This window comes from Tsukamurella spumae (assembly GCF_012396015.1).
Classification (GTDB): Bacteria; Actinomycetota; Actinomycetes; order Mycobacteriales; family Mycobacteriaceae; genus Tsukamurella; species Tsukamurella spumae.
Genome location: NZ_JAAXOQ010000011.1, coordinates 39,666 through 62,781 on the forward strand (window position 1 = coordinate 39,666; position 23,116 = coordinate 62,781).

19 protein-coding genes and 1 riboswitch are annotated in these 23,116 nt (G+C 70.2%); of the genes, 9 read left to right on the forward strand and 10 right to left on the reverse strand.

Annotated features, from left to right (window positions below; genetic code table 11):
• The first annotated feature begins 65 nt into the window (after nt 1-65).
• From secA2 to gcvP, 8 genes are all read left to right on the forward strand, one after another.
• Nucleotides 66-2,372, forward strand: coding sequence for an accessory Sec system translocase SecA2 (secA2, locus tag HF999_RS10030; protein WP_168545736.1), 2,307 nt, complete (start codon nt 66-68; stop codon nt 2,370-2,372).
• A gap of 7 nt (nt 2,373-2,379) precedes the next feature.
• Nucleotides 2,380-3,006 carry a CDP-alcohol phosphatidyltransferase family protein gene (locus HF999_RS10035; RefSeq protein ID WP_168545737.1) on the forward strand — a complete coding sequence of 209 codons (627 nt, stop codon included), beginning with the start codon at nt 2,380-2,382 and terminating at the stop codon, nt 3,004-3,006.
• A gap of 87 nt (nt 3,007-3,093) precedes the next feature.
• Entirely contained in the window at nt 3,094-3,498 is a 405-nt protein-coding gene (gcvH, locus tag HF999_RS10040) for a glycine cleavage system protein GcvH (protein ID WP_168545738.1), read from the forward strand.
• A 167-nt stretch (nt 3,499-3,665) separates the two neighbouring features.
• Complete coding sequence (gene odhI, locus HF999_RS10045) at nt 3,666-4,106, forward strand: oxoglutarate dehydrogenase inhibitor Odhl (RefSeq protein WP_168545739.1); 441 nt, start codon at nt 3,666-3,668, stop codon at nt 4,104-4,106.
• Between the two features lie 5 nt (nt 4,107-4,111).
• On the forward strand, nt 4,112-4,843 hold the full coding sequence (gene ftsR / locus HF999_RS10050; protein ID WP_446697299.1) for a transcriptional regulator FtsR: 732 nt from the start codon (nt 4,112-4,114) through the stop codon (nt 4,841-4,843).
• Nucleotides 4,844-4,870: 27 nt separating this feature from the next.
• Complete coding sequence (locus HF999_RS10055; protein WP_068569815.1) at nt 4,871-5,389, forward strand: bifunctional nuclease family protein; 519 nt, start codon at nt 4,871-4,873, stop codon at nt 5,387-5,389.
• Nucleotides 5,390-5,633: 244 nt separating this feature from the next.
• A complete protein-coding gene (locus HF999_RS10060; RefSeq protein WP_244881024.1) occupies nt 5,634-6,197 on the forward strand; it encodes a MerR family transcriptional regulator in 564 nt (187 codons plus the stop codon).
• 68 nt (nt 6,198-6,265) lie between these two features.
• Nucleotides 6,266-6,375: riboswitch (glycine riboswitch) on the forward strand.
• A 57-nt stretch (nt 6,376-6,432) separates the two neighbouring features.
• Nucleotides 6,433-9,264, forward strand: coding sequence for an aminomethyl-transferring glycine dehydrogenase (gene gcvP, locus HF999_RS10065; RefSeq protein WP_168545740.1), 2,832 nt, complete (start codon nt 6,433-6,435; stop codon nt 9,262-9,264).
• Between the two features lie 117 nt (nt 9,265-9,381).
• Here gcvP and HF999_RS10070 read toward each other — a convergent pair whose 3' ends face one another.
• The 7 genes from HF999_RS10070 to HF999_RS10100 all read right to left on the reverse strand — a co-directional run bounded on the left by HF999_RS10070 (nt 9,382) and on the right by HF999_RS10100 (nt 18,420).
• Complete coding sequence (locus HF999_RS10070; protein ID WP_168545741.1) at nt 9,382-9,594, reverse strand: antitoxin; 213 nt, start codon at nt 9,592-9,594, stop codon at nt 9,382-9,384.
• A 255-nt stretch (nt 9,595-9,849) separates the two neighbouring features.
• Nucleotides 9,850-10,953, reverse strand: coding sequence for a type 2 periplasmic-binding domain-containing protein (locus HF999_RS10075; protein WP_168545742.1), 1,104 nt, complete (start codon nt 10,951-10,953; stop codon nt 9,850-9,852).
• Between the two features lie 10 nt (nt 10,954-10,963).
• Entirely contained in the window at nt 10,964-11,755 is a 792-nt protein-coding gene (locus HF999_RS10080; protein ID WP_312854087.1) for a spermidine synthase, read from the reverse strand.
• A 38-nt stretch (nt 11,756-11,793) separates the two neighbouring features.
• Nucleotides 11,794-13,956 (reverse strand): malate synthase G, encoded by a 2,163-nt coding sequence (locus HF999_RS10085; RefSeq protein ID WP_168545743.1) that lies wholly within the window; start codon nt 13,954-13,956, stop codon nt 11,794-11,796.
• A 43-nt stretch (nt 13,957-13,999) separates the two neighbouring features.
• Nucleotides 14,000-15,757: an ATP-binding cassette domain-containing protein gene (locus HF999_RS10090; protein ID WP_168545744.1), complete on the reverse strand. Its 1,758-nt coding sequence runs from the start codon at nt 15,755-15,757 to the stop codon at nt 14,000-14,002.
• A 7-nt stretch (nt 15,758-15,764) separates the two neighbouring features.
• Complete coding sequence (locus HF999_RS10095; protein WP_168545745.1) at nt 15,765-16,946, reverse strand: type III polyketide synthase; 1,182 nt, start codon at nt 16,944-16,946, stop codon at nt 15,765-15,767.
• A 43-nt stretch (nt 16,947-16,989) separates the two neighbouring features.
• Complete coding sequence (locus HF999_RS10100; protein ID WP_168545831.1) at nt 16,990-18,420, reverse strand: fatty acid desaturase; 1,431 nt, start codon at nt 18,418-18,420, stop codon at nt 16,990-16,992.
• Between the two features lie 458 nt (nt 18,421-18,878).
• On the opposite strand from HF999_RS10100, the gene HF999_RS10105 reads away from it, so the two are divergent.
• The gene (locus HF999_RS10105) at nt 18,879-19,709 is read left to right on the forward strand and encodes an LppX_LprAFG lipoprotein (RefSeq protein ID WP_168545746.1); all 831 of its coding nucleotides are present in this window, start codon (nt 18,879-18,881) and stop codon (nt 19,707-19,709) included.
• A gap of 69 nt (nt 19,710-19,778) precedes the next feature.
• Here the strand turns inward: HF999_RS10105 and HF999_RS10110 are convergent, their stop codons facing one another.
• The 3 genes from HF999_RS10110 to HF999_RS10120 are packed head-to-tail and all read right to left on the reverse strand — an operon-like array spanning nt 19,779 to nt 23,063.
• A complete protein-coding gene (locus tag HF999_RS10110) occupies nt 19,779-20,651 on the reverse strand; it encodes a 3-methyladenine DNA glycosylase (RefSeq protein ID WP_168545747.1) in 873 nt (290 codons plus the stop codon).
• On the reverse strand, nt 20,648-21,721 hold the full coding sequence (locus HF999_RS10115; protein ID WP_168545748.1) for a hemolysin family protein: 1,074 nt from the start codon (nt 21,719-21,721) through the stop codon (nt 20,648-20,650). Before HF999_RS10115 ends, HF999_RS10110 begins: the two co-directional genes overlap by 4 nt.
• A complete protein-coding gene (locus HF999_RS10120) occupies nt 21,714-23,063 on the reverse strand; it encodes a hemolysin family protein (protein ID WP_168545749.1) in 1,350 nt (449 codons plus the stop codon). Before HF999_RS10120 ends, HF999_RS10115 begins: the two co-directional genes overlap by 8 nt.
• Between the last annotated feature and the right edge of the window lie 53 nt (nt 23,064-23,116).

A 23,116-nucleotide genomic window follows, 5' to 3' on the forward strand; every position in this document is an offset into this window, starting at 1 on the left:
ACCGGACGGACCGGCACCGGTAGTCTCGACTGCGCAAGCGGTCGAGCGTCGAGTGCGGAGGTCACGTGGGCAGGTTCAGCAGCAAGGTGTGGAAGGTGCTCGGCGCGCAGAGTACGCGGAACCAGTCCCGGTCCGTCGCGCTGATCGAGCGGTCCGCGGACTTCGACGAGTGGGCGCAGGGCCTCTCCGACGAGGAGTTCCCGGACGCCGCCCTGGCGTTGGACGTCTACGACGAGAAGTCCGAGGACCGCGCGAAGTTCATCGCGATCGCGCGCGAGGGCGCCGACCGGGCCCTGGGCCTGCGTCCCTTCGACGTCCAGCTGCAGGGTGCCGACCGGCTTCTCGAGGGCGACGTGATCGAGATGGCGACCGGCGAGGGCAAGACCCTCGCCGGCGCCGTCGCGGCGGCCGGCATGGCGCTCGCCGGTCGTAGCGTCCACGTCATCTCCCCGAACGACTACCTCGCTCGGCGCGACGCGGAGTGGATGAAGCCGTTCTTCGACCTGCTCGACGTCACGGTCGGTTATGTCGCGGAATCCTCCACCCGGGCCGAGCGCCGCGAGGCCTACTCCCGGGACGTCGTCTACGGCTCGGTCAACGAGATCGGCTTCGACGTGTTGCGCGATCAGCTCGCGACCCGCGCCGAGGATCTGCTCTCGCCGAAGCCGGACGTGGCCATCGTCGACGAGGCGGATTCCGTGCTCGTGGACGAGGCCCTCATCCCGCTGGTCCTCGCGGGTTCGGTGAAGGGCGACGTGCCGCAGGCGGCGATCATGGAGGTCGTGGCCCGGCTGCGCCAGGGCAAGCACTACGAGATCGACTCGGACGGCAAGTCGGCCTTCCTCACCGAGGAGGGCGCGCAGTTGGTCGAGACGGAGCTCGGGGGCATCGATCTGTACTCCGACGCGCATGTGGCGTCGACCCTCCCGCAGGTGAACATCGCGCTGCACGCCTATTCGCTCGTCGAGCGGGACGTGCACTACATCGTGCGCGACGGTCAGGTGAAGCTGATCAACTCCTCGCGCGGTCGCGTCGCCGAGCTGCAGCGCTGGCCCGACGGTCTGCAGGCCGCGGTGGAGGCGAAGGAGGGGCTCTCGCAGACCGACTCCGGCGAGGTGATCGACACGATCACGGTGCAGGCGCTGCTGCAGCGCTACGCGCTGGTGTGCGGCATGACCGGCACGGCGATCGCCGCGGGCGAGCAGCTGCGCCAGTTCTACGATCTGGGCGTCTCGCAGATCCCGCCGAACACGCCGACGGTGCGCGTCGATCAGCCGATGCGCGTCTTCGACAACAAGGGCAACAAGGTCGCCGCGATCGTCGAATACGTGCGTGAGGTGCACGAGACCGGGCAGCCGGTGCTCATCGGCACGCACGACGTGGCGGAGTCCGAGGAGCTCGCGCACATGCTCAAGATCTCGGGCGTGGTCGCGACGGTCCTCAATGCCAAGAACGACGCCGACGAGGCCCGGATCATCGCCGACGCCGGCACCAAGGGCGCCGTGACCGTCTCCACCCAGATGGCGGGCCGCGGCACCGACATCAAGCTCGGCGGCCACGACGCGGGCGACGAGAGCCCCGAACACGACGAGGTCGCGGAGCTCGGCGGCCTCGCCGTCGTCGGCACCGGCCTGCACGACACCGAGCGCCTGGACCAGCAGCTGCGCGGCCGCGCCGGCCGGCAGGGCGATCCGGGCACCTCGGTCATCTTCGCCTCGGTCGAGGATCCGATCGTCGAGCGACATCTGCCGCTGAAGCGTTCCCCCGGTGGCGCCGACCCGGACACCGGGGAGTTCCCCCGCGGCAAGGCGGCCGACATGCTCGACTCGGCGCAGCGCGTCGCGGAGGGCGGGATGCTCGAGACGCACGCCAACACGTGGCGCTACAACCAGCTGGTCAACCAGCAGCGCGACCTGGTGATGGCCCGTCGCCACACCCTGCTGACCACCGACCGGCCGCTGGTCGATTTCGCGGAGCTCGAGCCGGAGCGACTCGGGGAGCTGCGCGAGGCGGGCGTGTCCGACGAGGTGCTCGAGCAGGCTGCGCGCGAGGCCTTCCTGTTCCATCTCGACCGCACGTGGGCCGAGCATCTGGCCTTCGTCTCCGAGGTGCAGACCACGATCCACCTGCGCGCGCTGGGTCGGCAGTCGCCGCTCGACGAGTTCCATCGGCTCGTGATCGAGGAGTTCCGCAAGCTGCCCGACGATGCCCTGGGCCGCGCCCGGGAAACCCTGCGGGAGGCCGACATCACCGCGGACGGCATCGACCTCGTCGGCGCCGATCTCGATCGGAACACCCTCACCTGGACCTACATGGTCCACGACAACCCGTTCGCCACGAAGGGCATGGCGAACATGTTCGGGATGATCTGAGCCACACGTGAACACGTCCGGGAGCACCGAACCCGGGGGCGAGGGCGCACCGTCGGACCGCGGGAGCGCGAGCAGCCCCGTCAACGTCCCGAACGCGCTCAGCGTGCTGCGCCTGCTGGGCGTGCCGCTGTTCCTGTGGCTGCTCCTGGTGCAGCACAGCGATGCGTGGGCGCTGGTGGTGCTCATGGTCTCGGGCTTCACCGACTGGCTCGACGGCAAGCTGGCGCGGCTGCTCAACCAGCAGACGCGGCTCGGTGAGCTGCTCGACCCCGCCGCCGACCGGCTGTACATGATCGCGATTCCCATCGCCTTCGGTGTGCGGGAGATCCTGCCCTGGTGGGTGATCGGGCTCGTCATCGGCCGCGAGGTGATCCTGGCCGGAACCGTCCCGCTGCTGCGCAGCCGGGGGCTGACCGCGCTGCCGACGCTCTACCTCGGTAAGGCCGCGACCATGGCGCTGATGTACGCGCTGCCGATGCTGCTCGCCGGCACCTTCGACAACGCGCTCGGTGCCGTCATGCACCCGCTCGGGTGGGCGTTCCTGCTCTGGGGCCTGGGCATGTACTGGTGGACCCTGGTGCTCTACTGGTGCCAGACGGTCCTCGTGGTACGCCGGTTGCCCCGCGTCCGCTAGCCGGGGGCGTGTTGCTCGATCCGTATGGCGCGCACTAAGTTGTAAGCGCTGCGCAACCCGCGCCGCCCTCGCGAAAGGATTCTCACGTTGAGCGCCAGCTTTCCCGGAGAACTGCTGTACACCCCCGATCACGAGTGGCTGTTGAAGAAGAGCGACACCGTGGTGCGGATCGGGATCACCGACTTCGCGCAGGACCAGCTGGGTGACGTGGTGTTCGTGCAGCTGCCGGAGGACGATGCCGAGGTCGCCTCGGGCGACTCGTTCGCCGAGGTGGAGTCGACCAAGAGCGTCTCCGACATCTACGCACCGCTGGCCGGCACCGTCGTCGCCATCAACGGCGAGCTGGACTCCAGCCCCGACCTGATCAACTCGGATCCGTACGGCGAGGGCTGGATCGCCGAGATCGAGGCCCCGTCCCCTGAGGACCTGGAGACCGCGCTCGGCGAGCTGCTCGACGCGGACGCCTACAAGGCGCTCACGAGCGAGGCCTGACACACCCGCGGGACGGTTGTCCCGCGATCGACGTTTTTCCTTAGAACGGCTTTAGAGCCGTTGAATCCGGCCGCCCTCGAGCCGGCGGGCGCGGTACCGTGGACGACAGGTCCACCCGGTTCCGTGAACGACAAGACCTGTGCAGTAATCACTGACGAAGGAGCGATGTGAGCGAGAACGACCAGGGCAACGACTCGGCCCCCGTTGAGACCACTTCGGTGTTCCGCGCCGACATCATCCGCGAGATGGACGCCTCCGGCGGCCCCGAGAACGATGCGCCCGTCTCGGGCCTCGAGAACCTCCCGGCCGGCGCGGCACTGCTCGTGGTCAAGCGCGGCCCGAACGCGGGTTCCCGCTTCCTGCTGGACCAGGAGACCACCTCGGCCGGCCGCCACCCCGACAGCGACATCTTCCTGGACGACGTGACCGTGTCGCGCCGCCACGCGGAGTTCCGTTCCGTCGAGGGCGGCTTCACCGTCGTCGACGTGGGCAGCCTCAACGGCACCTACGTCAACCGCGAGCCGGTGGACGCCTCGCCCCTGGCGAATGGTGACGAGGTCCAGATCGGCAAGTTCCGGCTGGTGTTCTTCGTCCCGGCGGCCGGCTGAACTCTGTGACGGCACCACGTCAGGAATCCGCCCCGAGCGCGATGTCGATCGGGGCGGTCCTCGAACGTCTTCGTGACGAGTTTCCGGACGTGACCATCTCCAAGATCCGATTCCTCGAGTCGGAGGGGTTGGTCACGCCGGACCGGTCCCCGTCGGGGTACCGGCGGTTCTCACCGAAGGACTGCGAGCGGCTCAAGTACGTGCTCACCGCGCAGCGCGATTACTACCTGCCGCTGAAGATCATCAAGGAGCAGCTGGACGCGCACGATCGGGGCGAGGCCGTCGAGGGCCCCGCCCCGCGTGCGCCCCGGGTGCTCGCGGCGGTGTCCTCGAAGACGGCGCCCGCCACCGACTTCTCCGCGCGCCGGCAGACCAGGATCAGCCGCGCCGACCTGCTCGCGCGGTCCGGCGCCGACGAGGCCTTCCTCCGCGAGCTGGAGCGCTCCGCGCTGCTCACCTCCGGTAAGGCGGGCTTCTTCGACGAGGACGCGGTCGCGCTCGTGCAGGCCGCCAAGGCGCTCGCCGAGTACGGGCTCGAGGCGCGGCACCTGCGCGCCTTCAAGACCTCCGCCGACCGCGAGGCCGGCCTCATCGCCCAGATCGCCAACCCGATCGCCCGGGGAGGCGACGCGGGGGCCGCGGAGCGCGCCGCCGAGCTGGTGCGCGAGTTGGCCGCCCTGTCGGTGACCTTCCACACGCAATTGGTCAAGGCCGCGGTCAAGGACGCCGTTCGCTGACGACCGGTGCGCCGGTAAGCTGAAGGCATGATCGAGATGACCGTCGCGGGCATCCGGATGGACCCGCCGCAGAACGATCCGGTGCTGCTTCTGCGTGAGGTCTCCGGCCCCCGGTACCTGCCCATCTGGATCGGGCAGGGTGAGGCCACGGCGATCGCGATCAAGCTGCAGGGTGTCGAGCCGCGGCGCCCGCTGACGCACGATCTGATCGTCGACCTGCTCGAGACCCTGGGCCGCTCCGTCACCGAGGTGCGCATCACGGGCCTGCAGGAGGGCACGTTCTTCGCGGATCTGGTGCTCGACGGTGACCAGACCGTTTCCGCCCGCCCGTCGGACTCCGTCGCGATGGCGGTCCGCCTCGAGGTGCCGATCTTCGCCGAGGAGGAGGTGCTCGCCGAGGCCGGGCTGCTCCTGCCCGACGAGGAGACCGATTCGGAGACAGGCGAATCCGCGGAGGAGGCGCCCGCCGACGAGGAGGTCGAGGCGTTCAAGGAGTTCCTCGATTCGATCTCCGCCGACGACTTCAAGGCACCGGGGGAGTCCTGACCGGTTTGGTCACGATTCGATCTCGACCTCAACTTCAACTTGAGGGTGTCGGTGTGTCGCGTTGATTCGGCGCCCTTCGCGCCATAGCGTTCACGCCGAACACCGCGAATGGCACCGAGGGAATTACACCGACGGCCTCCACGCGGCAGGCGTACTCTCAGGAGTGCGCACGGACCTCACGAGGGAGACGGCAGTGACCGATCAGGACGGCACGGGGCAGAACGCGCCGCAGGCGGATTCCGCCGTGGGCACCCAGGGCTCGCTGGACGACATCGCGCCCGGCCTGTTCCCGAACGACACGATCCCCGATGAGCTGCTCGGCTACCGCGGCCCCAGTGCCTGCCAGATCGCCGGCATCACCTACCGCCAGCTCGACTACTGGGCCCGCACGTCGCTGGTCGTGCCGTCCATCCGCAGCGCGGGCGGCTCGGGCACGCAGCGGCTGTACTCCTTCAAGGACGTCCTGGTCCTCAAGATCGTCAAGCGCCTCCTCGACACCGGTATCTCCCTGCAGAACATCCGCGTCGCCGTCGATCACCTCCGCCAGCGCGGCGTGGAGGACCTGGCCCGGATCACCCTCTTCTCCGACGGCACCACCGTCTACGAGTGCACGAGCGCCGAGGAGGTCGTGGATCTGCTGCAGCACGGCCAGGGCGTGTTCGGCATCGCCGTCTCCGGCGCGATGCGCGAGCTGACCGGCACCATCGCCGACTTCCCCGGCGAGCGTGCCGACGGCGTGGCCGCCGAAGCCGCCCCCGAGGACGAGCTGGCCTCCCGTCGCCGCAACCGCGCCCGCGCCACCGGGTAGGGCGCCGCTCTCGTCCGACCTCACCGTACGGACGTTCTGTTGAAATGCGTTAGAATCGCCGTGCGCCGCAACACCGCGTGGGAGAGCCCAGCGGGCACCGTCGAGCACGGGCCCAACGGGCGCCGAAGGAGCAGCACCTCTCCGTCAATCTCTCAGGCACCAGGACCACGCGGGTTGGGCGCCTCTGGAGCCGCCGGCGACTGAGGGAGAGGGCACACCGCCCCGGAGGTCCCCAGTGTCCGACAACGCATCCGCGAGCAACTTCCCCGCGCGCCACATCGGCCCCGACGCGAGTGAGCTCGACCAGATTCTGCGCGTCATCGGTGTCGACAGCCTCGACGATCTGGCCCGCGCCGCGGTCCCGTCGGCCATCCTCGACCCGGAGGGCGACAACGGCCTCGGCGCCCTGCCCGCGGCGATCGACGAGCACGAGACGCTCGCCGAGCTGCGCGCCCTCGCGGACCGCAACACCGTGGACCGCACCATGATCGGCCTCGGCTACTACGACACGCTGACGCCGCCGGTGTTGCTGCGCAACATCATCGAGAACCCCGCCTGGTACACCGCGTACACGCCGTACCAGCCCGAGATCAGCCAGGGCCGCCTCGAGGCGCTGCTCAACTTCCAGACCATGGTCTCCGACCTCACCGGCATGGAGATCGCCAACAGCTCCATGCTCGACGAGGCGACCGCCGCTGCGGAGGCGATGACGCTGCTGCGCCGGGCGGCGAAGTCCAAGAGCAATCGCGTCCTGGTGGACCGTGACGTGTTCCCGCAGACCCTGGCGGTGATCGAGACCCGGGCGGAGCCGCTGGGCATCGAGGTGGTCGTCGTGGACCTGTCGGAGAGCCTGCCCGACGGTGAGTTCTTCGGCGTCATCCTGCAGACCCCGGGCGCCTCGGGCCGCATCCCCGACGTGAAGGCCGTGATCGACGCCGCGCACGAGCGCGGCGCGCTGGTCGCCGTCGGTGCCGACCTGCTGGCGATGACCCTGCTGACGCCGCCCGGCGAGCAGGGCGCCGACGCCTGCTTCGGCACCACGCAGCGCTTCGGCGTGCCGCTGGGCTTCGGCGGACCGCACGCCGGCTACCTCGCGGTCCACGAGAAGCACGCCCGGCAGATCCCCGGCCGGCTCGTCGGCGTGTCCGTCGATGCCGACGGCAACCTCGCCTACCGCCTCGCCCTGCAGACCCGCGAGCAGCACATCCGCCGCGAGAAGGCCACGAGCAACATCTGCACCGCGCAGGTGCTGCTTGCCGTGCTCGCCGCGATGTACGCCTCCTACCACGGCCCCGAGGGGCTCAAGGCCATTGCGCTGCGCGTGCACGCGCGGGCCTCGTCGCTGGCCGCGGCGCTGGGCTCCGCCGTCGTCCATGACGCGTTCTTCGACACCGTGCTCGTGAACGTGCCCGGTCGCGCGGACGCCGTGCTCGCCGCCGCCAAGGCCGCCGGCTACAACCTGTGGCGCGTCGACGACGACCACGTCTCCGTCGCCTTCGACGAGACGAGCACCTCCGCCGACGTGGCGGCCGTGCTCGCGGCGTTCGACACGCAGCCGGTCGATGCGGCACCGTCGGACATCGAGAACCGCACGTCCGAGTTCCTGACGCACCCGGCCTTCCACGCCTACCGCACCGAGACGGCGATGCTGCGCTACCTGCGCAAGCTCGCCGACAAGGACATCGCGCTGGACCGCTCGATGATCCCGCTGGGCTCGTGCACGATGAAGCTCAACGCGACGGCCGAGATGGAGTCCATCACCTGGCCCGAGTTCTCGCGGCTGCACCCGTTCGCGCCCGCCGCGGACACCGAGGGGATCCGCGCGCTCATCGCGCAGCTCGAGGAGTGGCTCGTCGCGATCACCGGCTACGACAAGGTCTCGCTGCAGCCGAACGCCGGCTCGCAGGGCGAGTACGCCGGCCTGCTGGCGATCCGCAACTACCACCTCTCGCGCGGCGATGCGCACCGCACCGTCTGCCTGATTCCGAGCTCGGCGCACGGCACGAACGCGGCGTCGGCCGTGATGGCGGGGCTGCGCGTGGTGGTCGTCGCGTCGCGCGACACGGGCGACGTGGACACCGCGGACCTCAAGGAGAAGATCGCCAAGCACGCCGACGAGCTGGCCGCGATCATGATCACCTACCCCTCCACGCACGGGGTGTACGAGCACGAGGTGCGGGAGATCTGTGCGGCCGTGCACGAGGCCGGCGGTCAGGTCTACGTCGACGGTGCCAACATGAACGCTCTGGTCGGGCTGGCGCGGCCCGGCAAGTTCGGCGGCGATGTCTCGCACCTGAACCTGCACAAGACCTTCTGCATCCCGCACGGCGGCGGCGGCCCCGGCGTCGGCCCGATCGGCGTCCGCAGCCACCTCGCGCCCTTCCTTCCGGGGCACCCGCTGGAGCCCTCGCTGGGCACCGGCCCGACCATCTCCGCCGCGCCCTTCGGCAGCGCGTCGATCCTGCCGATCACCTGGGCGTACATCCGCATGATGGGCGCGTCCGGGCTGCGGGAGGCCACGCTGACCGCGATCGCCTCGGCGAACTACATCGCCGCCCGCCTGAACGACTCGTTCCCCGTGCTGTACACGGGCGAGAACGGCCGGGTGGCGCACGAGTGCATCCTCGACGTGCGCGGCATCACCAAGGAGACCGGCGTCTCCATCGACGACGTGGCCAAGCGCCTCGCGGACTACGGCTTCCACGCCCCGACGATGAGCTTCCCCGTCGCGGGCACGCTCATGGTCGAGCCCACCGAGAGCGAGTCGCTCGGCGAGATCGACGAGTTCTGTGACGCGATGATCGCGATCCGGGCGGAGATCTCGCGGGTCGCGTCGGGGGAGTGGCCCGTGGACGACAACCCGCTGCGCGGCGCCCCGCACACCGCGGAGTGCCTCGTGACCGAGTGGGACCACCCGTACTCGCGTGAGACGGCCGTGTACCCGCAGGGCCTGCCGTCCGGCGGGGCGCGCGCCAAGGTGTGGCCGTCAGTGCGGCGCATCGACGGCGTGTACGGCGACCGTCACCTGGTCTGCTCCTGCCCGCCGATCGAGGCGTTCGCGGAGTAGGGCCCTCTTCCTCGCACGGTATTCGATCGACCAACCGGTATCGATGAACCGGGGCCGCCGAGTGCGGTCGGTTTCCCACGGATTCCGGGGGAAACCGACCGCACTCACGCGCTGGAGTCAGCCCTGCGGCGGCGTACCGGGCGCGGGCTCGTCGCCGGCGGGCGGCGTGTTGCCACCGGTGACGTCCTTGATCTTGTTGGTGGCCATGTCGATCTGGGCATCGTGGCCGGCGAACTTGCTCTTCGCCGCGGTGCCCGCCTTGTCGATCACCGTGTTGACCTGGTCGGGGTTCTTGCCGAGAAGTTCCTTGATCTTGTCGAGAAGCGCCATGATGCAACCTTCCGTTGGATTCTTCCGCGGACCGTCTTCGCCGCCTGCTTCACCGCGACGCCTGCGTCTGTGTCCTCGATAACCGTAGCGACTTCGGCCGGACCGTGCAGTGGTGGCGCGGTGAATCGACTACCGTCGTCGCGTCACCCGACCATCGAGTCCGCGCCCACGACGACCACGATCGCGGCGGGGGTGCGACTGTCGAAGCGCGGATCGTCGGTCTCGAGGACGAAGCCGATCGCTCGGGGCGCGCCCTTACCGGCGGTTCAGGGCGTCGGCGAGCGCGATCGTCGCGGCGTTCGACGGGGAGGCCAGCGGTTCGACGGTGCCGAACTCGACCGAAGCGGTCTTCTCCGGGGTGGGCTGTCCTGACACCCGGAAACCGGCCTCCGCCAGCGGCTTCGCGTGATCGCCCGCGGTGAGATAGGCGACGAAGTCGGCGGCTGCGCGGTCGTGCGCATCGGTGGTGTCGTCGCGGTCGAGAACGGCGGCCGGGTAGGTGGCCGATGCCGTCGGGCCGGCGGGGTACACGGCCACCGGCATCGCGTCGCTCCGGCCGCGGGCGAAGGCGGCGAGCTGCTGCTCCGTGACGGGCACGGCGCGGATGGCGTCGCCGGGCTTGGTCAGCGCCTCGAGCGCGGCGACCGCGCCGGTGGACTTCGGGGCGTCCGCCGCCCACCGCGACAGCGACCCGGCCACCACCGGGCTCTTGGCGGCATCGTCGGACAGCGCAGCGCCGCCCGTGCGGGCGACCGCCGCCGCCACGGACTGCGCCGCGAGATAGGTGCCGTCCGAATCGGCCTGCGTGGGCAGCGCGACCCGTAGGTCGCGCTGCTTGCCGGGCAGGTCGAGCCAGCGAATGTCGGCGAAGGCCGGGCGTGCCGAGCCCCGCACCGCCAGCACCACCGGAGACGAGGCGATCGAGGTCGGCTGCCCGGACACCTCCGCGGGCTTCGCCGCCGCCAGGCGTGCCGTCCAGACCGTGCTCTCCGGTATCCACAGCGACGGTGCCGCGCCCAGCTTCGGGTCCCAGGTGCCCGACAGTGCTGCGAGGGCGACCGGCGAGTCTATGCCCCCCACGTCGATCTTCGCGCAGTAGTCCGCCGACACGGTCCCGGAGGAGTTGAAGGCGTCCGCCACGCGGCGCAGGGATTCGACCAGTGCGGGCGCGGCAGCGACGTGCACCGCGAGATCGCCGCGCACGCAGGTGGACGCGGCGTTGCGGCCCTCCTGCTCCGAACGCCCGGACAGCCAGACCATGGCCCCGGCGACCGCGGCCACGACGACGACCGCGACGACCGCGGCGATCAACCAGCGCGCGATGCCGCGGGAGCCTGCTCCAGAACGATGTGATCCCATCGAGAGCAACCTACCCGAAGACGCCGCGCGGCGGCATCGGGGACTCCTGCGCGTTCGCGCTGGTGAAGGGCTTCGCGCCGCCCATGAACCGGGCCACCTCGTCGTCCATCAGCAGGGTTCCTGGGAAGGGATCACCGGCGAGCCTGCGGCGCAAGCCGTCGGGCACGGTGCCGGCCACCACGACCAGGTTCCCGAACCGGCGCCCCTTGAGCACGCCCGGCTCGGCCGCGATCGCGACCTCGCCGAACACCGCCGCCACCGTCGCCGCGACGGACCGGGCGAACGGGAGGGGCGGACCGTCGGCGATGTTGATCGCGACGGTGCCGCCGGGCGCGAGCAGGGGAGTCAGGGACGCGAAGAACTCCGTGGTCGTCAGTGCTGCCGGGGTGCGAGCACCGGCGAAGACGTCCAGGACCAGGAGGTCGACGGTGCCGAGCATGCCCGGCGGCAGGACCGTGGCGGCGAGTGCGGCGTCGGCGCAGCGGATCTTGATCTGCTCGCGTTTGGGCAGAGGCGCCGCGGCCCGGACCGCATCGATGAGCGCGCGGTCGATCTCGAGAACCTGCTGCCGTGAGCCCGGCCGGGTCGCGGCGATGTAGCGGGGCAGCGTGAAACCGCCGCCGCCCAGGTGCACGGCGGTGATCGGCGCGCCGGCCGGCCGCACCAGGTCGGCGACGTGCCCGATCCTCCGGACGTACTCGAAGACCAGGTTCGTCGGGTCGACGGTGTCGATGTAACTCTGCGGCGTCCCGTCGACGAGGACGATGACGGCGCCGGGCCGGTCGCGATCGATCTCGATCACGCCCGGCCCGGCGTCGGAGGTTCCAGCGGTGTCGGGGCTCAGCTGTTCGCGGCCTTGAACTCGCGACGGCGCGCGTGCAGGATCGGCTCGGTGTAGCCGTTCGGCTGCGTGCCGCCCAGCAGCACCAGGTCCTTCGCCGCCTGGAAGGCGATGTTGGTGTCGAAGTCGGGCGCCAGCGGGCGATAGGTCGGGTCGCCCGCGTTCTGCTTGTCGACGACCGGCGCCATGCGCTTGAACGCCTCGACGACCTCGTCCTCGGTGACCACGCCGTGGCGCACCCAGTTCGCGAGCAGCTGCGAGGAGATGCGCAGCGTGGCGCGGTCCTCCATCAGCGCGACATCGTGGATGTCGGGGACCTTCGAGCAGCCGACGCCCGCGTCGATCCAGCGGACGACGTAGCCGAGGATCGACTGCGCGCTCTCGTCGAGCTCCTCGCGCTTCTCCTCGTCCGACCAGTTCGCGTTCTTCGCGAGCGGGATGGAGAGGATGTCGTCGACCGACGCCGGATCGCGCTTGGCGATCTCGTTCTGCACCTCGAACACGTCCACCAGATGGTAGTGCAGGGCGTGCAGGGTGGCGGCGGTGGGCGAGGGCACCCACGCGGTGGTGGCGCCGGCCTTCGGCTGCGCGATCTTCTGCTCGAGCATCGCGGCCATCAGGTCGGGCATGGCCCACATGCCCTTGCCGACCTGCGCCTTGTGCTGCAGGCCAGCGTGCAGGCCGATGTCGACATTGCTGTCCTCGTACGCCGGGTACCAGGTCTGCGCCTTGAGCTGACCCTTGCGGACGAACGGGCCGGCGACCATCGACGTGTGGATCTCGTCGCCGGTGCGGTCCAGGAAGCCGGTGTTGATGAACACCACGCGGTCGTTGGCGGCGGCGATCGCGGCCTTGAGGTTCACCGAGGTCCGGCGCTCCTCGTCCATGATGCCCACCTTGAGGGTGAGCGCGGGCAGGCCCAGGATCTGCTCGACACGCGCGAAGATCTCCGCGGCGAAGGCGACCTCCTCCGGGCCGTGCATCTTCGGCTTGACGATGTACACCGAGCCGGTGCGGGAGTTGCGGATCTCGCCGGACAGGCCGTGGATCGCGATGAGCGAGGTGACGATGCCGTCGAGGATGCCCTCGCCGATCTCCTGGCCGTCCAGCAGGATCGCGTCCGTGGTCATGAGGTGGCCCACGTTGCGGACGAACAGCAGCGAGCGGCCGTGCAGCACCAGCTCCGAGCCGTCGGCGGCGGTGTACTTGCGGTCCGGGTTCAGCGTGCGGGTGAAGGTCTTGCCGCCCTTGGTGACCTCCTCGGCCAGGTCACCCTTGTTCAGGCCCAGCCAGTTGCGGTACCCGACGACCTTGTCGTCCGCGTCGACGGCCGCGACCGAGTCCTCGAAGTCCATGATCGTGGTCACCGCGGACTCGACGAGGACGTCCTTGATGCCGGCCGGATCGGTCTGCCCGATCGGCGACGACGCGTCGATCTGGATCTCGAGGTGCAGGCCGTTGTGGCGCAGCAGCACGCCCGACGGTGCGCCCGCCTCGCCGGTGTAGCCGGCGAACACCGTCGGGTCCGCGAGCGCGAGGTCGCCGCCGTTGAGGACCAGCGCACCGTCGGCGATCGCGAGCGAGGAGACCGCGGTCCAGGAGCCCGACTCGAGCGGCACGGCCTGGTCGAGGAAGTTCTTGGCGAAGGCGATGACCTTGTCGCCGCGGACCTTGTTGTAGCCCTTCGTCTTCTCCGCGCCGTCGGCCTCGGAGATGGCGTCGGTGCCGTAGAGGGCGTCGTACAGCGAGCCCCAGCGGGCGTTCGCGGCGTTGATCGCGAAGCGCGCGTTGAGGATCGGGACCACCAGCTGGGGGCCGGCGGTGGAGGTGATCTCGGTGTCCACGTTCGCCGTGGTGATCTCGCGGTCCTCGGGGACCGGGACGAGGTAGCCGATGTCGGCGAGGAACTGCTTGTACGCGGGGAAGTCGGTGATCTCGCCGGGAGCGGCGGCGTGGTAGGCGTCGATCTTCGCCTGCAGCTCGTCGCGCGTGGCGAGCAGCGCCCGGTTCTTCGGGACCAGGTCGCCGATCAGCTGCGCGGCACCGGTCCAGAACGCGTCCTGGTCTACGCCCGTGCCCGGAAGGGCCTCATTGTTGATGAAGTCGTAGAGGACCGTCGCGACTTCGAGGCCGGCGACGGACGTGCGGGCGGTATCGGCCATGGCTATCAAACCCCTCAAATGGCAGTCGTAAGCAGTACGCGCATCATGTTACTCCGCGCAGTATCCCCGTCGGCGACGGCGTGACCACCTGACCGTAGTCGAGTTTCACGAGCTGATCGGCGCGATCGAAGTACCGGTCGTCGTGGGTGATGACCACCACCGTCTTCCCGCGCTGCCGCAGGTCGGGGACGATGCGGTCGTAGAAGACCGCACGGAACCGGGGGTCCTGGTCGGCCGCCCATTCGTCGAACAGGTAGACGGGCCGGTCCTCCAGCAGCGCGGTGAGCAGAGCGAGCCGCTTGCGCTGCCCCGTCGACAGGGCGAGCGTCGAGAGCTTCCCGTCCTGCACCGTGACCGCGTGGGCCAGCTCCAGGTCGTGCAGGAGGCAGCGGACGCGGTCGTCGAGGTCGTCCGCGGCGAGGCCCAGGTAGTCGTCGAACAGATGGAAGTCGGAGAAGACCGCGGTGGTGTGCTGCCGGAACCACTCGGTGTTGTGCGGACCGACCACTTCACCACCGATCCGGATCTCGCCGATCCGCGGCGCGTAGAGCCCCGACAGCAACTTGGCGAGCGTCGACTTGCCGCTGCCGTTGCCGCCGACGACGAAGGTCACCTGGCCGGGACGCAGCGTCAGGTCGATGGGGCCGAGCCGGAAGCCGTGCGGCGCGCCGGGCGCTCCTGGCGGCGGCGGCATACCGGGGCCGGGGTGCGGCGGCGGACCACCGGGGCCACCGGGGCCACCGGGGCCGCCGTGCGGCGGGTGCTGGCCGGGTCCGTGCTGCGGGGGCTCGGGCAGGTACTCGTATCCCACGCCGCGCAGTTCGACGCTGCCCTCGGCCAGGGGACGGCCGTCGTACGGGAGGGCCGACTCGTCGCGAGCGGTCTCCAGCGACAGGTCGAGGCCGCGGATCTTGGCCAGCGCCACATCACCGCGGAGCAGATCGGGGATGCGGTGCATGAGGCTCTGCATGGGCATCGACAGGAAGGTCGTGACCAGCACGTAGCCGATCATCGTCTCCCGCGGCAGCTCCAGCGCCCTGGCGAGCACGAACAGGATCAGCACCATGGTGCCCAGCTGCAGCACCTGACCGAGCGCCTGGCCGCCGGCGAACCGCGTTCCGGCGGCGACGTGCTTGCCGCGCAGGTCCTCAGCGGTGCCGAGCAGCTTCCGGTCCAGGAAGTCCGTGCGGCGGCCGCGGTGCAGCTTGAGTTCCTTGATGCCGTGCGTGACCTCCTGGAACGAACCGATCAGGGCGTCGTCGAGCTCGCGGGCCCGGCGATAGGTCTCCCGGACCCGGCGCAGCACCGTCTCCACGCACGCGATGCCGATGAGCGTGCCCGCGACGGACACCGCGAACAGCGCGCCCGACACGGTGGCCAGGTAGGTGAGCGCACCGATGATCGTCGCGAGGTCGATGCACAGCCCGGGGATACCGGACACGGCCATCGACAGAGAGCGCACGTCCTCGGTGAGCGTCGCCAGCAGGCGGTGATCGCCGAGCCGCTCGATGTGCTCGAGCGGCGCCGCGAGCACGCGCTGCGAGAGCCGCGCCCGCAGCCGGTACACGGCGGCCTGCGCCAGGTGCAGCAGGATCAGCTGCGACGCGACGCCGGCGACCACCACCACGACGGCGGTCACCACGAACTGGGTGACCGTCACCGTCGGCATCGGGCCCGGCGCGACCAGCCCGTTGATCAGCGTCAACAGGTAGGCGTTGGCCGCGCCGGCGACGAGGCCCGCGGCGACCGCCGCGGCGATCGCCGCCGGGGAGATCGAGATGAGGAATTTCAGGAGCTTCACGGCGCGCTCATTCGCCGGTGGTCACGACGTCGAACAGGAACCCCTCCACGGTCACGCCCGGTGCGAACGAGAAGGCCATCCCGGTCGACGGTGCGCCGTCGGCCCCGTCGGACGCGACCCGCGCGAGCAGCCGCTCCAGGACGAACAGCAGCGAGACGCTGAGCATGTTCCCGTGGCCGGCGAGCACGTCCCAGCTCAGGCGCGAGGCCTCTTCGGGCAGGCCCAGCGCGGTCGCGGCGGACTCGATGATCTTCGGGCCGCCCGGGTGGATCGCCCAGTGTGCGACGGCGTTCCGGTCGAGGCCGTTGCGCTGCAGCACCCCGTCGATCACCGGGGCGACCCCGTCGACGATGTACTGGGGGAGGGACTCCGCCAGCTCGCAGGTGATGCCGTCGGCGTTGACCCCGAGGACGATCCCGTCCTCGGCACCGTCGAGCAGGTGGCTGAAGGTGTCGCGCACGACGATGTTCCCGGCGGGCAGCGGGTGCCCGACCTCGCTCGCGCCGATCAGCGCGGCGCCGCAGCCGTCGGCGAAGAGGCTGGAGATCACCACGTCGTTGGGGTCGCCGGAGAAGACGGCGTTCACCGAGCTGAGCTCGAGGCAGATCATCAGCGACTTGCGGTCCGGGTGGGCGCGGACGTAGTCGGTGGACACGCGCAGCGCGTTCATCGCCGCGGCGCAGCCCATGAAGTTGATCACCACGCGGCTGGTACCCGGCGAGAGGCCGAGCGCGCGGATCACGGCGACATCGACGCCCGGGGCGAGGAAGCCGGTGCTGGTGACGAACACCAGCTGGCCCACGTCCGCCGGGTCGACGGTGCCCAGCGCGCGGCGGGCGGTGTCGATCGCGAGCGGCGCGGCGTGCTCGAAGAACAGGTCCATCCGCTCGCGGATCGTGTCGGGGCGCGCGCTGAACGCCGCGAACTCCTCGGTGAGCGGGTCGAGCGCGAGATGTCGCTCGGCCACCTGCGTCTTCGCGTACACCCGGCGGATGCGCTCCGCCTGCCGCGGGTCGTCGAACCGGGAGGCGACGCGGTCCGCGGACTCGGCCTGGTCGTAGACCTGTGAGGGAGAGCCCGTCGCGAGGGACTCGATCACCGCGACCGAGGTGGGCGGCGCCGGCGGGGCGCCGCGCCAGACACTGGTCCCGGGGAGTTCCGGGGCGATGCGCTGTTCCTGCGTGTTCATGGTGATCTCCTTGAGCTGGAAGATGTGGGCGGCGGGAGCCGGATCAGACGGTGCCGATACCGGTGAAGCCCGCGACGACGTACGAACCCGAGGTCTTGAGGGCCTGTGGCGAGAAGTGTTCGCGGAGGAAGCCGTGGCCCTGCTCCTGGGCGGGTCGCGCCTTCTGCCCCAGGAAGGTGCTGACCTGGTCGGGCAGGCGGTCGAAGAAGAAGCTGCGACGGGGGAGCCACTCGACGCCGAACTTCGCGGCCTCCTCCGCCATCAGCTCCTCGGTCGCGATGTTGGCGTAGCCGCTGCGCTGGTAGGGCAGCACGTGATGCACGCGGTGGCTGGACAGCCCGGCCGAGAGGAAGCAGTCCACGTACCGGTTGCCCGAGATCTTGAGGTCGTAGGCCTGGTTGAGCTGGTTGATCGCCCAGTCCTCGGTCTCCACCTCGGGCAGGTCGTCGACGTCGGTCTCGAAGTCGTGGCTCGCGACCACCAGGAAGGTGCTCACCCACAGCACGGCGACGAACTGCGCGACCCACGCCCAGATGTCGCCCAGGAACAGGAACAGCAGAAACTCGCCGATCAGCAGCGCGCGCATCGCGAAGGCGCCGATGAAGTGGGGCAGTGCGCCGCGCAGCGAGCCGTACATGTCGGCCACGCCGACCTGCCGGGTGAGCTTGACGATCTCGAAGAGCCGCATCGTCATGCCGGTCGCGGTATGGCCGAACTTGTGCAGCGTGTGGATCGGGATCCGGTACCAGCGCGGGATGTCCATCATCATGGTGAACACGTTCTTCTTGATGTCCACCTCGCTCTGCGTGTGCGGGTGATGCAGCAGGGCGTGCCCGTCGGCCGTGACGAAGGACAGTGCGACGTAGTTGATGTCGAACGCGTTGACCAGGACCTTCGTGGCGCCCTTCTGCGCCCGGTGGATCGCGTAGTGGCCGAACCCGGCGAGTGAGCTGCGCAGCATCACCATGAGCAGTACGAACAGCCAGATCGGCATCCAGGCCGGCACGCTGAGGCGGGCCGCGATGACCGCGACATAGGCGACGGCCAGGAGCGCGGCGGTGATGTTGAACCACCGGTCCATGCGCTTGACGCGCGCCTTCATCGCCGGGTCCCGCAGGCGCGCCTTCACCGCGTGCAGCAGGTCCTTCGGATCGTCGAACCGGTAGCGCGGCGTGTCCCGCCAGCTGTCGAAGCCGTCCTTGAACAGGAACGCTGGCGCATTGTTCTTCGGGTGCACGTCCACGACCTCGGCGTCGCGATCGAGCGCGAACCGCTGCAGCATCTTCTCGATCTTCTCGGGATTGGCGTGATAGGACCCGATGATCGAGGTGATGTCGCGATTCTTGGAACGGCCGATGAAGAATTCCCCGCCCGGATGCTTGTTGATCCATTCCGTGAGGTCGTACGCGCGGCCCTTGTAGACCCACACGTTCGACAGCTGCGGGCCGCCGCCGGGGCCCGGCTCGCGACCCAGATCCCGCGGGCCCGGGTCGCCGGCGCCGGGTTGGAAGTCGCGGCCCCGCGGTCCCGCCGGGCGGCGACCGGGGTCGCGCTGATCCGGTCCCGCCGCGCCGTCGCGACCTGCGCCGCCGCCGCGTCCCGGGTCCGTGCCACGGGTGAGATCGCGGGGACCCGGATCGTCGCCCGTGCGCTCGGCGCGCTCCGCCGGCGGATCGATATTGGTGGACACGTGTGGTTGCCTCCTGAGCCAGTACCGGTTTCCCGGTCCCGTACACCATCTCCAAGTACGCTAATGGATCGCTGAAGGCGGACTTGCCGCTACCATCCAGTGTCCGATTCGCCGGGGATGCGGGCGCGCGAATGCATCGATCGGCTCCCGAATTCATGCATACTTCTTCCGTGAGGCGGGACTTCCGCTTTTCATTCACGCCGGGCGCGATGTCGCCCGGTCAGATTTCAAGGGGGGAACCCATGAAGTTCACGGCATCGCGCGCGGCGATCGCGCTGCTCGCCACCGGTGCGCTGGTACTGACCGGTTGCGCGGACAAGAAGACCGACGACACCTCGTCGAGCGGCGGCACCACCACTACCGCGGCGGCGCAGAGCGGGGCCTCCGGGGCCCCGTCCGCCGCACCGTCGGTGGACGCGAACGGCCTGCCGACCGTCCAGATCGTCAAGGACGCTGCCCTCGCCACGCGCGAGACCTACTCCGAGCACCTGACCCTCGCCGTCGACAAGGGCATCCAAGGACTGCCCGTCACCAGCGTCAACGGCGACATCATCTCGTTCAAGGACACCAAGCGGGTCGCCGCCCAGGGCGATGCGAACGTGCGCGTCAAGGACAACTACGTCCAGACGAAGTTCGTCGTCATCGACGGCGTGCTCTACGCGAACCTCGGTGGCGCGAAGTACCAGCCCATGGGCAAGACGGGCGAGAAGGGCGTCTACGACCCCGCCGTCATCCTGGATCAGGAGAAGGGGCTCGCGACGATCCTCGACTCGCTGGAGAACCCGAAGGTCGAGGGCAAGGACACCGTCAACGGCCTCAAGACCGTCAAGGTCTCGGGCACCGTCGACACCAAGATCCTCGACCCGCTGCTGCCGCAGATCACCGACATCGCCCAGCGCGGCAACGCGGGCGCGTCGCTGCCCATCACGCTGTGGATCGTCTTCGACGCCTCCGCGAACCCGATGCCCAAGCCGAACGTGACACGCATGGAGGTCAAGCTCAAGGAGCTGCCGATCACCCTGAACCTCACCGAGTTCGGTAAGGACGTCAAGATCGAGAAGCCGGCCACCTAAGCCGGAACAGCGGGTGCACGGGGCCCGGCGGACTCGGGGGGAGTCCGCCGGGCCCCGTCGTATCCGCGGTCAGGTGGGCCGTACGGCGGGCCAGGCGCGGACCACGGCCAACAGCAGATCGCGGATCGGGGCCGCGCGCTCGGCGAGCGCGACCTGCTGCCGCACGTACTCGCGCCGTCCCTCGGGCGTCTCGATCGCGATGGGGGAGAAGCCGTGGTCGGCGAGGTCGTAGGGGCTGGCGCGCATGTCCAGTTCCCGGGCGTCCCGGGCCAGGTCGAAGGCGTCCGCCACCAGGTCCGACGGTGCGCCCGGCGCCAGCTTGAAGGCCCACTTGTACAGGTCCATGCCGGCATGGAGGCAGCCCGGCTGCTCGCTCGCGACCTGCGTCTCGCGGGACAGCGCCACGAGATTGCGCGGCGCGGCATCGGGGGTGAAGAACCGGAACGCGTCGTAGTGGGTGCAGCGCAGGCTCCCGGCGCGCACCACGTCGTCGGTGCCCTCCGGCCCGAGCCGCAGCGGCACCGGGTGCCGTGTCCGGTCGGCCTCGCGGAAGACCATCGCCCACTCGTGCAGCCCGAAACAGCCGAAGACCGGCGCGCGGGACGCGGTGGCCTCGAGCAGACGCGCCACGTACTCCGCGGTGGCGGCGCGCTTGGCGAGCAGGGCCGGATCCAGCGTCACGCGCGTCCCGGAGACCACGTAGCCCCGGACCCCGCTGAACTCCGCAGCCGCGCACGGACCGTCGAGCTCGACCCCCAGGCCGGGATGCCAGCGCAGCAGGTGCGCGGGCCGGTGCCCGTAGTAGGTGAACAGGAAGTCCCAGACGGGATGCTTGTCCCCACGGGCGGCGCGGCGCCGATGCGCGTCCACGAACGGGGTGAGGCGGGCGCGGTGGGCGTCCGCGAGCGGCCGCCACTGCGCATCGGTGAGGAGCACCGTCACACCCGGTGGGTCCCGTCGCGCACGGTACCGATGAACTCCTCCACCACGTCCTCCAGGGCGACGATGCCGATGGTTCGGCCGTGGTCGTCGGAGACGGCGGCCAGGTGGCCGCCGAGGCGCCGCAGGTGCGAGGTCGCCTGGTCCAGCGACAGCGCACCGTCGACGACGGGGAGCGGGCGGATCCGGCCCGCGCCGATCACCGTGTCCGGTCCGACGGCGGCGTCCATGATGTCCGGCAGCACGTCCTTGACGTGCAGGTACCCGGTGAACGCGCCGTCGCGGCTGCGGACGGGGTAGCGGGAGTAGCCGGTCTCCGCGACGGCGGACTCGATGTCGCCGAGCGTGGGTCCCCACGTGCCGCTCGTGCCCTGTACGGCCTGCAGTCCGCGGATCTCGGTCAGCGGGATCGCGACATCGGCGACGGTGCGACGCGAGGTCTGCAACGCACGGGTGAGCCGGACGCGCTCCTCGGCGTCGATGAGGCCCTCATCGTGCGATTCGGCGATCAGCTCGGGCAGCTCGCCCGCGGACACGGTGCCCTCGAGCTCGTCGCGGGGCTGCACGCCCAGCGCCCGCAGCACCAGCATCGCGAGCCAGTTGTACACGGCGATGAGCGGGCGGGCGATCCGGACGAACCACAGCAGCGGCGGGACCAGCAGCATGGCCGCGGCCTCGGGGCCCGCGAGCGCGATGTTCTTGGGCACCATCTCGCCCAGCAGGATGTGCATGATCACCACGAGCGACATCGACACCGCGAACGAGATCGGATGCAGCAGGGCGTGGGGCACGTGCGCCCAGTCGAGCGGGACCTCCAGCATCCGGGCGATGGCCGGCTCGCCGACCTTACCCAGCAGGATCGAGCAGATCGTGATGCCCAGCTGGCACGCCGCCAGCATGAGCGAGAGTCGCTCCGAGGCCCGGAGCACGGCGCGCGCCGAGCCCCGGCCCTGCTCCACCAGCGTCTCGAGGCGGTCCTTGCGCGCCGCGATGAGCGCGAACTCCGCGCCGACGAAGAAGGCATTGGCCGCGAGGAGCAGCACCGTCAGGAACAGATACAGCACGTCAGTCATGGCTCAGCTCCACCAGGTCGACGCGGCGACCGTCCATCCGCGCGACGCGCGCGATCCACACGGGCGCGGCGGCGGCACCGTCGTCCTCGAGCAGCGAGGAATGCTGCGGGAGCTCGACGACATCTCCGACGGCCGGGATCCGGCCGAGGAGGAACATCACCAGGCCGCCGAGGGTGTCGTAGTCGCCTTCGGGCGCGCGGTAGTCGGTGTCGCGTTCCACCTCGTCGATGCGCAGCAGGCCGGAGCACAGGAAGCCGGTGTCGGTGCGCTGGACGTCGACGGGTTCGTTGTCGTCGTGCTCGTCGCGGACATCGCCGACGATCTCCTCGATGAGGTCCTCGACGGTGACGATGCCCGCGGTGCCGCCGTACTCGTCGACGACGAGCGCCATCTGCAGGCCGTTCGCGCGCAGCTGCTCCATGAGGGCGTCGCCGTCGAGCGTCGCGGGGACGACGGGCGGCGTGGTCGCGATCGAGGTGACGGGCACCGTCGATCGGCGGTCCGCGGGGACCGTCAGCGCCTGCTTGACGTGCACGAGCCCGACGGTGTCGTCCAGGTCGCCCCGGACCACGGGGAACCGGGAGCGGCCCGACTCGATCGAGAGCGCGACGAGATCGGCGACGGTGGCGTCGGCGTCCAGGGAGTCGATCCGCTGCCGCGGCGTGATGAGGTCCTCCGCGGTGAGCTCGCCGAACTCCAGAGAGCGGCCCACCAGCTCCGCGGTCATCTCGTCGATCGCGCCCGACGCGGCCGAATTGCGCACCAGCGCACTGAGTTCCTGCGCGGACCGCGCCGAGCTCAGCTCCTCCGCGGGCTCGATGCCGAGCCGCCGGACCAGCCGGTTCGCGGCCGAGTTGAGGAAGGTGATGGCCCAGCGGAACATCGCGGAGAAGGCGGCCTGCGGGCCGGCGCTCCAACGCGCGGTCTGCAGCGGGCGGGCGATGGCGAGGTTCTTCGGCGCCAGCTCGCCGAGCACCATCGACAGGGAGGTGGCGAGGACCAGCGCCAGCACCACGGTCAGGGCGGCGACCACGGCCTCGGGGGCGCCGGTCCACTCCAGTGCGGGGCGCAGGAACTTCGAGAGCACCGGCTCTGCCAGGTAACCGGTGACGAGCGTGGTGATCGTGATGCCGAGCTGGGCGCCCGACAGCTGGAAGGTGAGGGTCCGGTGGGCCCGTTGCACCTGCTTGGAACGGCGGTCGCCGCGTTCGCGGACGTCCGCGTCGACGGTCGACTTCTCGAGCGCGGTGAGCGAGAACTCGGCCGCGACGAACAGCGCCGTGCCCAGCGTCAGGGCGAGGAAGCCGACGATGGCGCCGACCGTGATCAGGGCGCTAGCCATCGGCGCGCCTCCTCGACGTGGTCAGTGCGGTCTGCGCTCGTCGTCGGCGGCGT

Excerpts from the sequence above, each read along its gene's own strand:
- HF999_RS10055 (WP_068569815.1), top strand. The coding sequence starts at position 4,871 with ATGATCGAGATGACCGTCGCGGGCATCCGGATGGACCCGCCGCAGAAC.
- HF999_RS10070 (WP_168545741.1), bottom strand. The coding sequence starts at position 9,594 with ATGGCGCTTCTCGACAAGATCAAGGAACTTCTCGGCAAGAACCCCGAC.
- HF999_RS10075 (WP_168545742.1), bottom strand. The coding sequence starts at position 10,953 with ATGGGATCACATCGTTCTGGAGCAGGCTCCCGCGGCATCGCGCGCTGG.
- HF999_RS10085 (WP_168545743.1), bottom strand. The coding sequence starts at position 13,956 with ATGGCCGATACCGCCCGCACGTCCGTCGCCGGCCTCGAAGTCGCGACG.
- HF999_RS10095 (WP_168545745.1), bottom strand. The coding sequence starts at position 16,946 with ATGAACACGCAGGAACAGCGCATCGCCCCGGAACTCCCCGGGACCAGT.
- HF999_RS10105 (WP_168545746.1), top strand. The coding sequence starts at position 18,879 with ATGAAGTTCACGGCATCGCGCGCGGCGATCGCGCTGCTCGCCACCGGT.
- HF999_RS10115 (WP_168545748.1), bottom strand. The coding sequence starts at position 21,721 with ATGACTGACGTGCTGTATCTGTTCCTGACGGTGCTGCTCCTCGCGGCC.
- HF999_RS10120 (WP_168545749.1), bottom strand. The coding sequence starts at position 23,063 with ATGGCTAGCGCCCTGATCACGGTCGGCGCCATCGTCGGCTTCCTCGCC.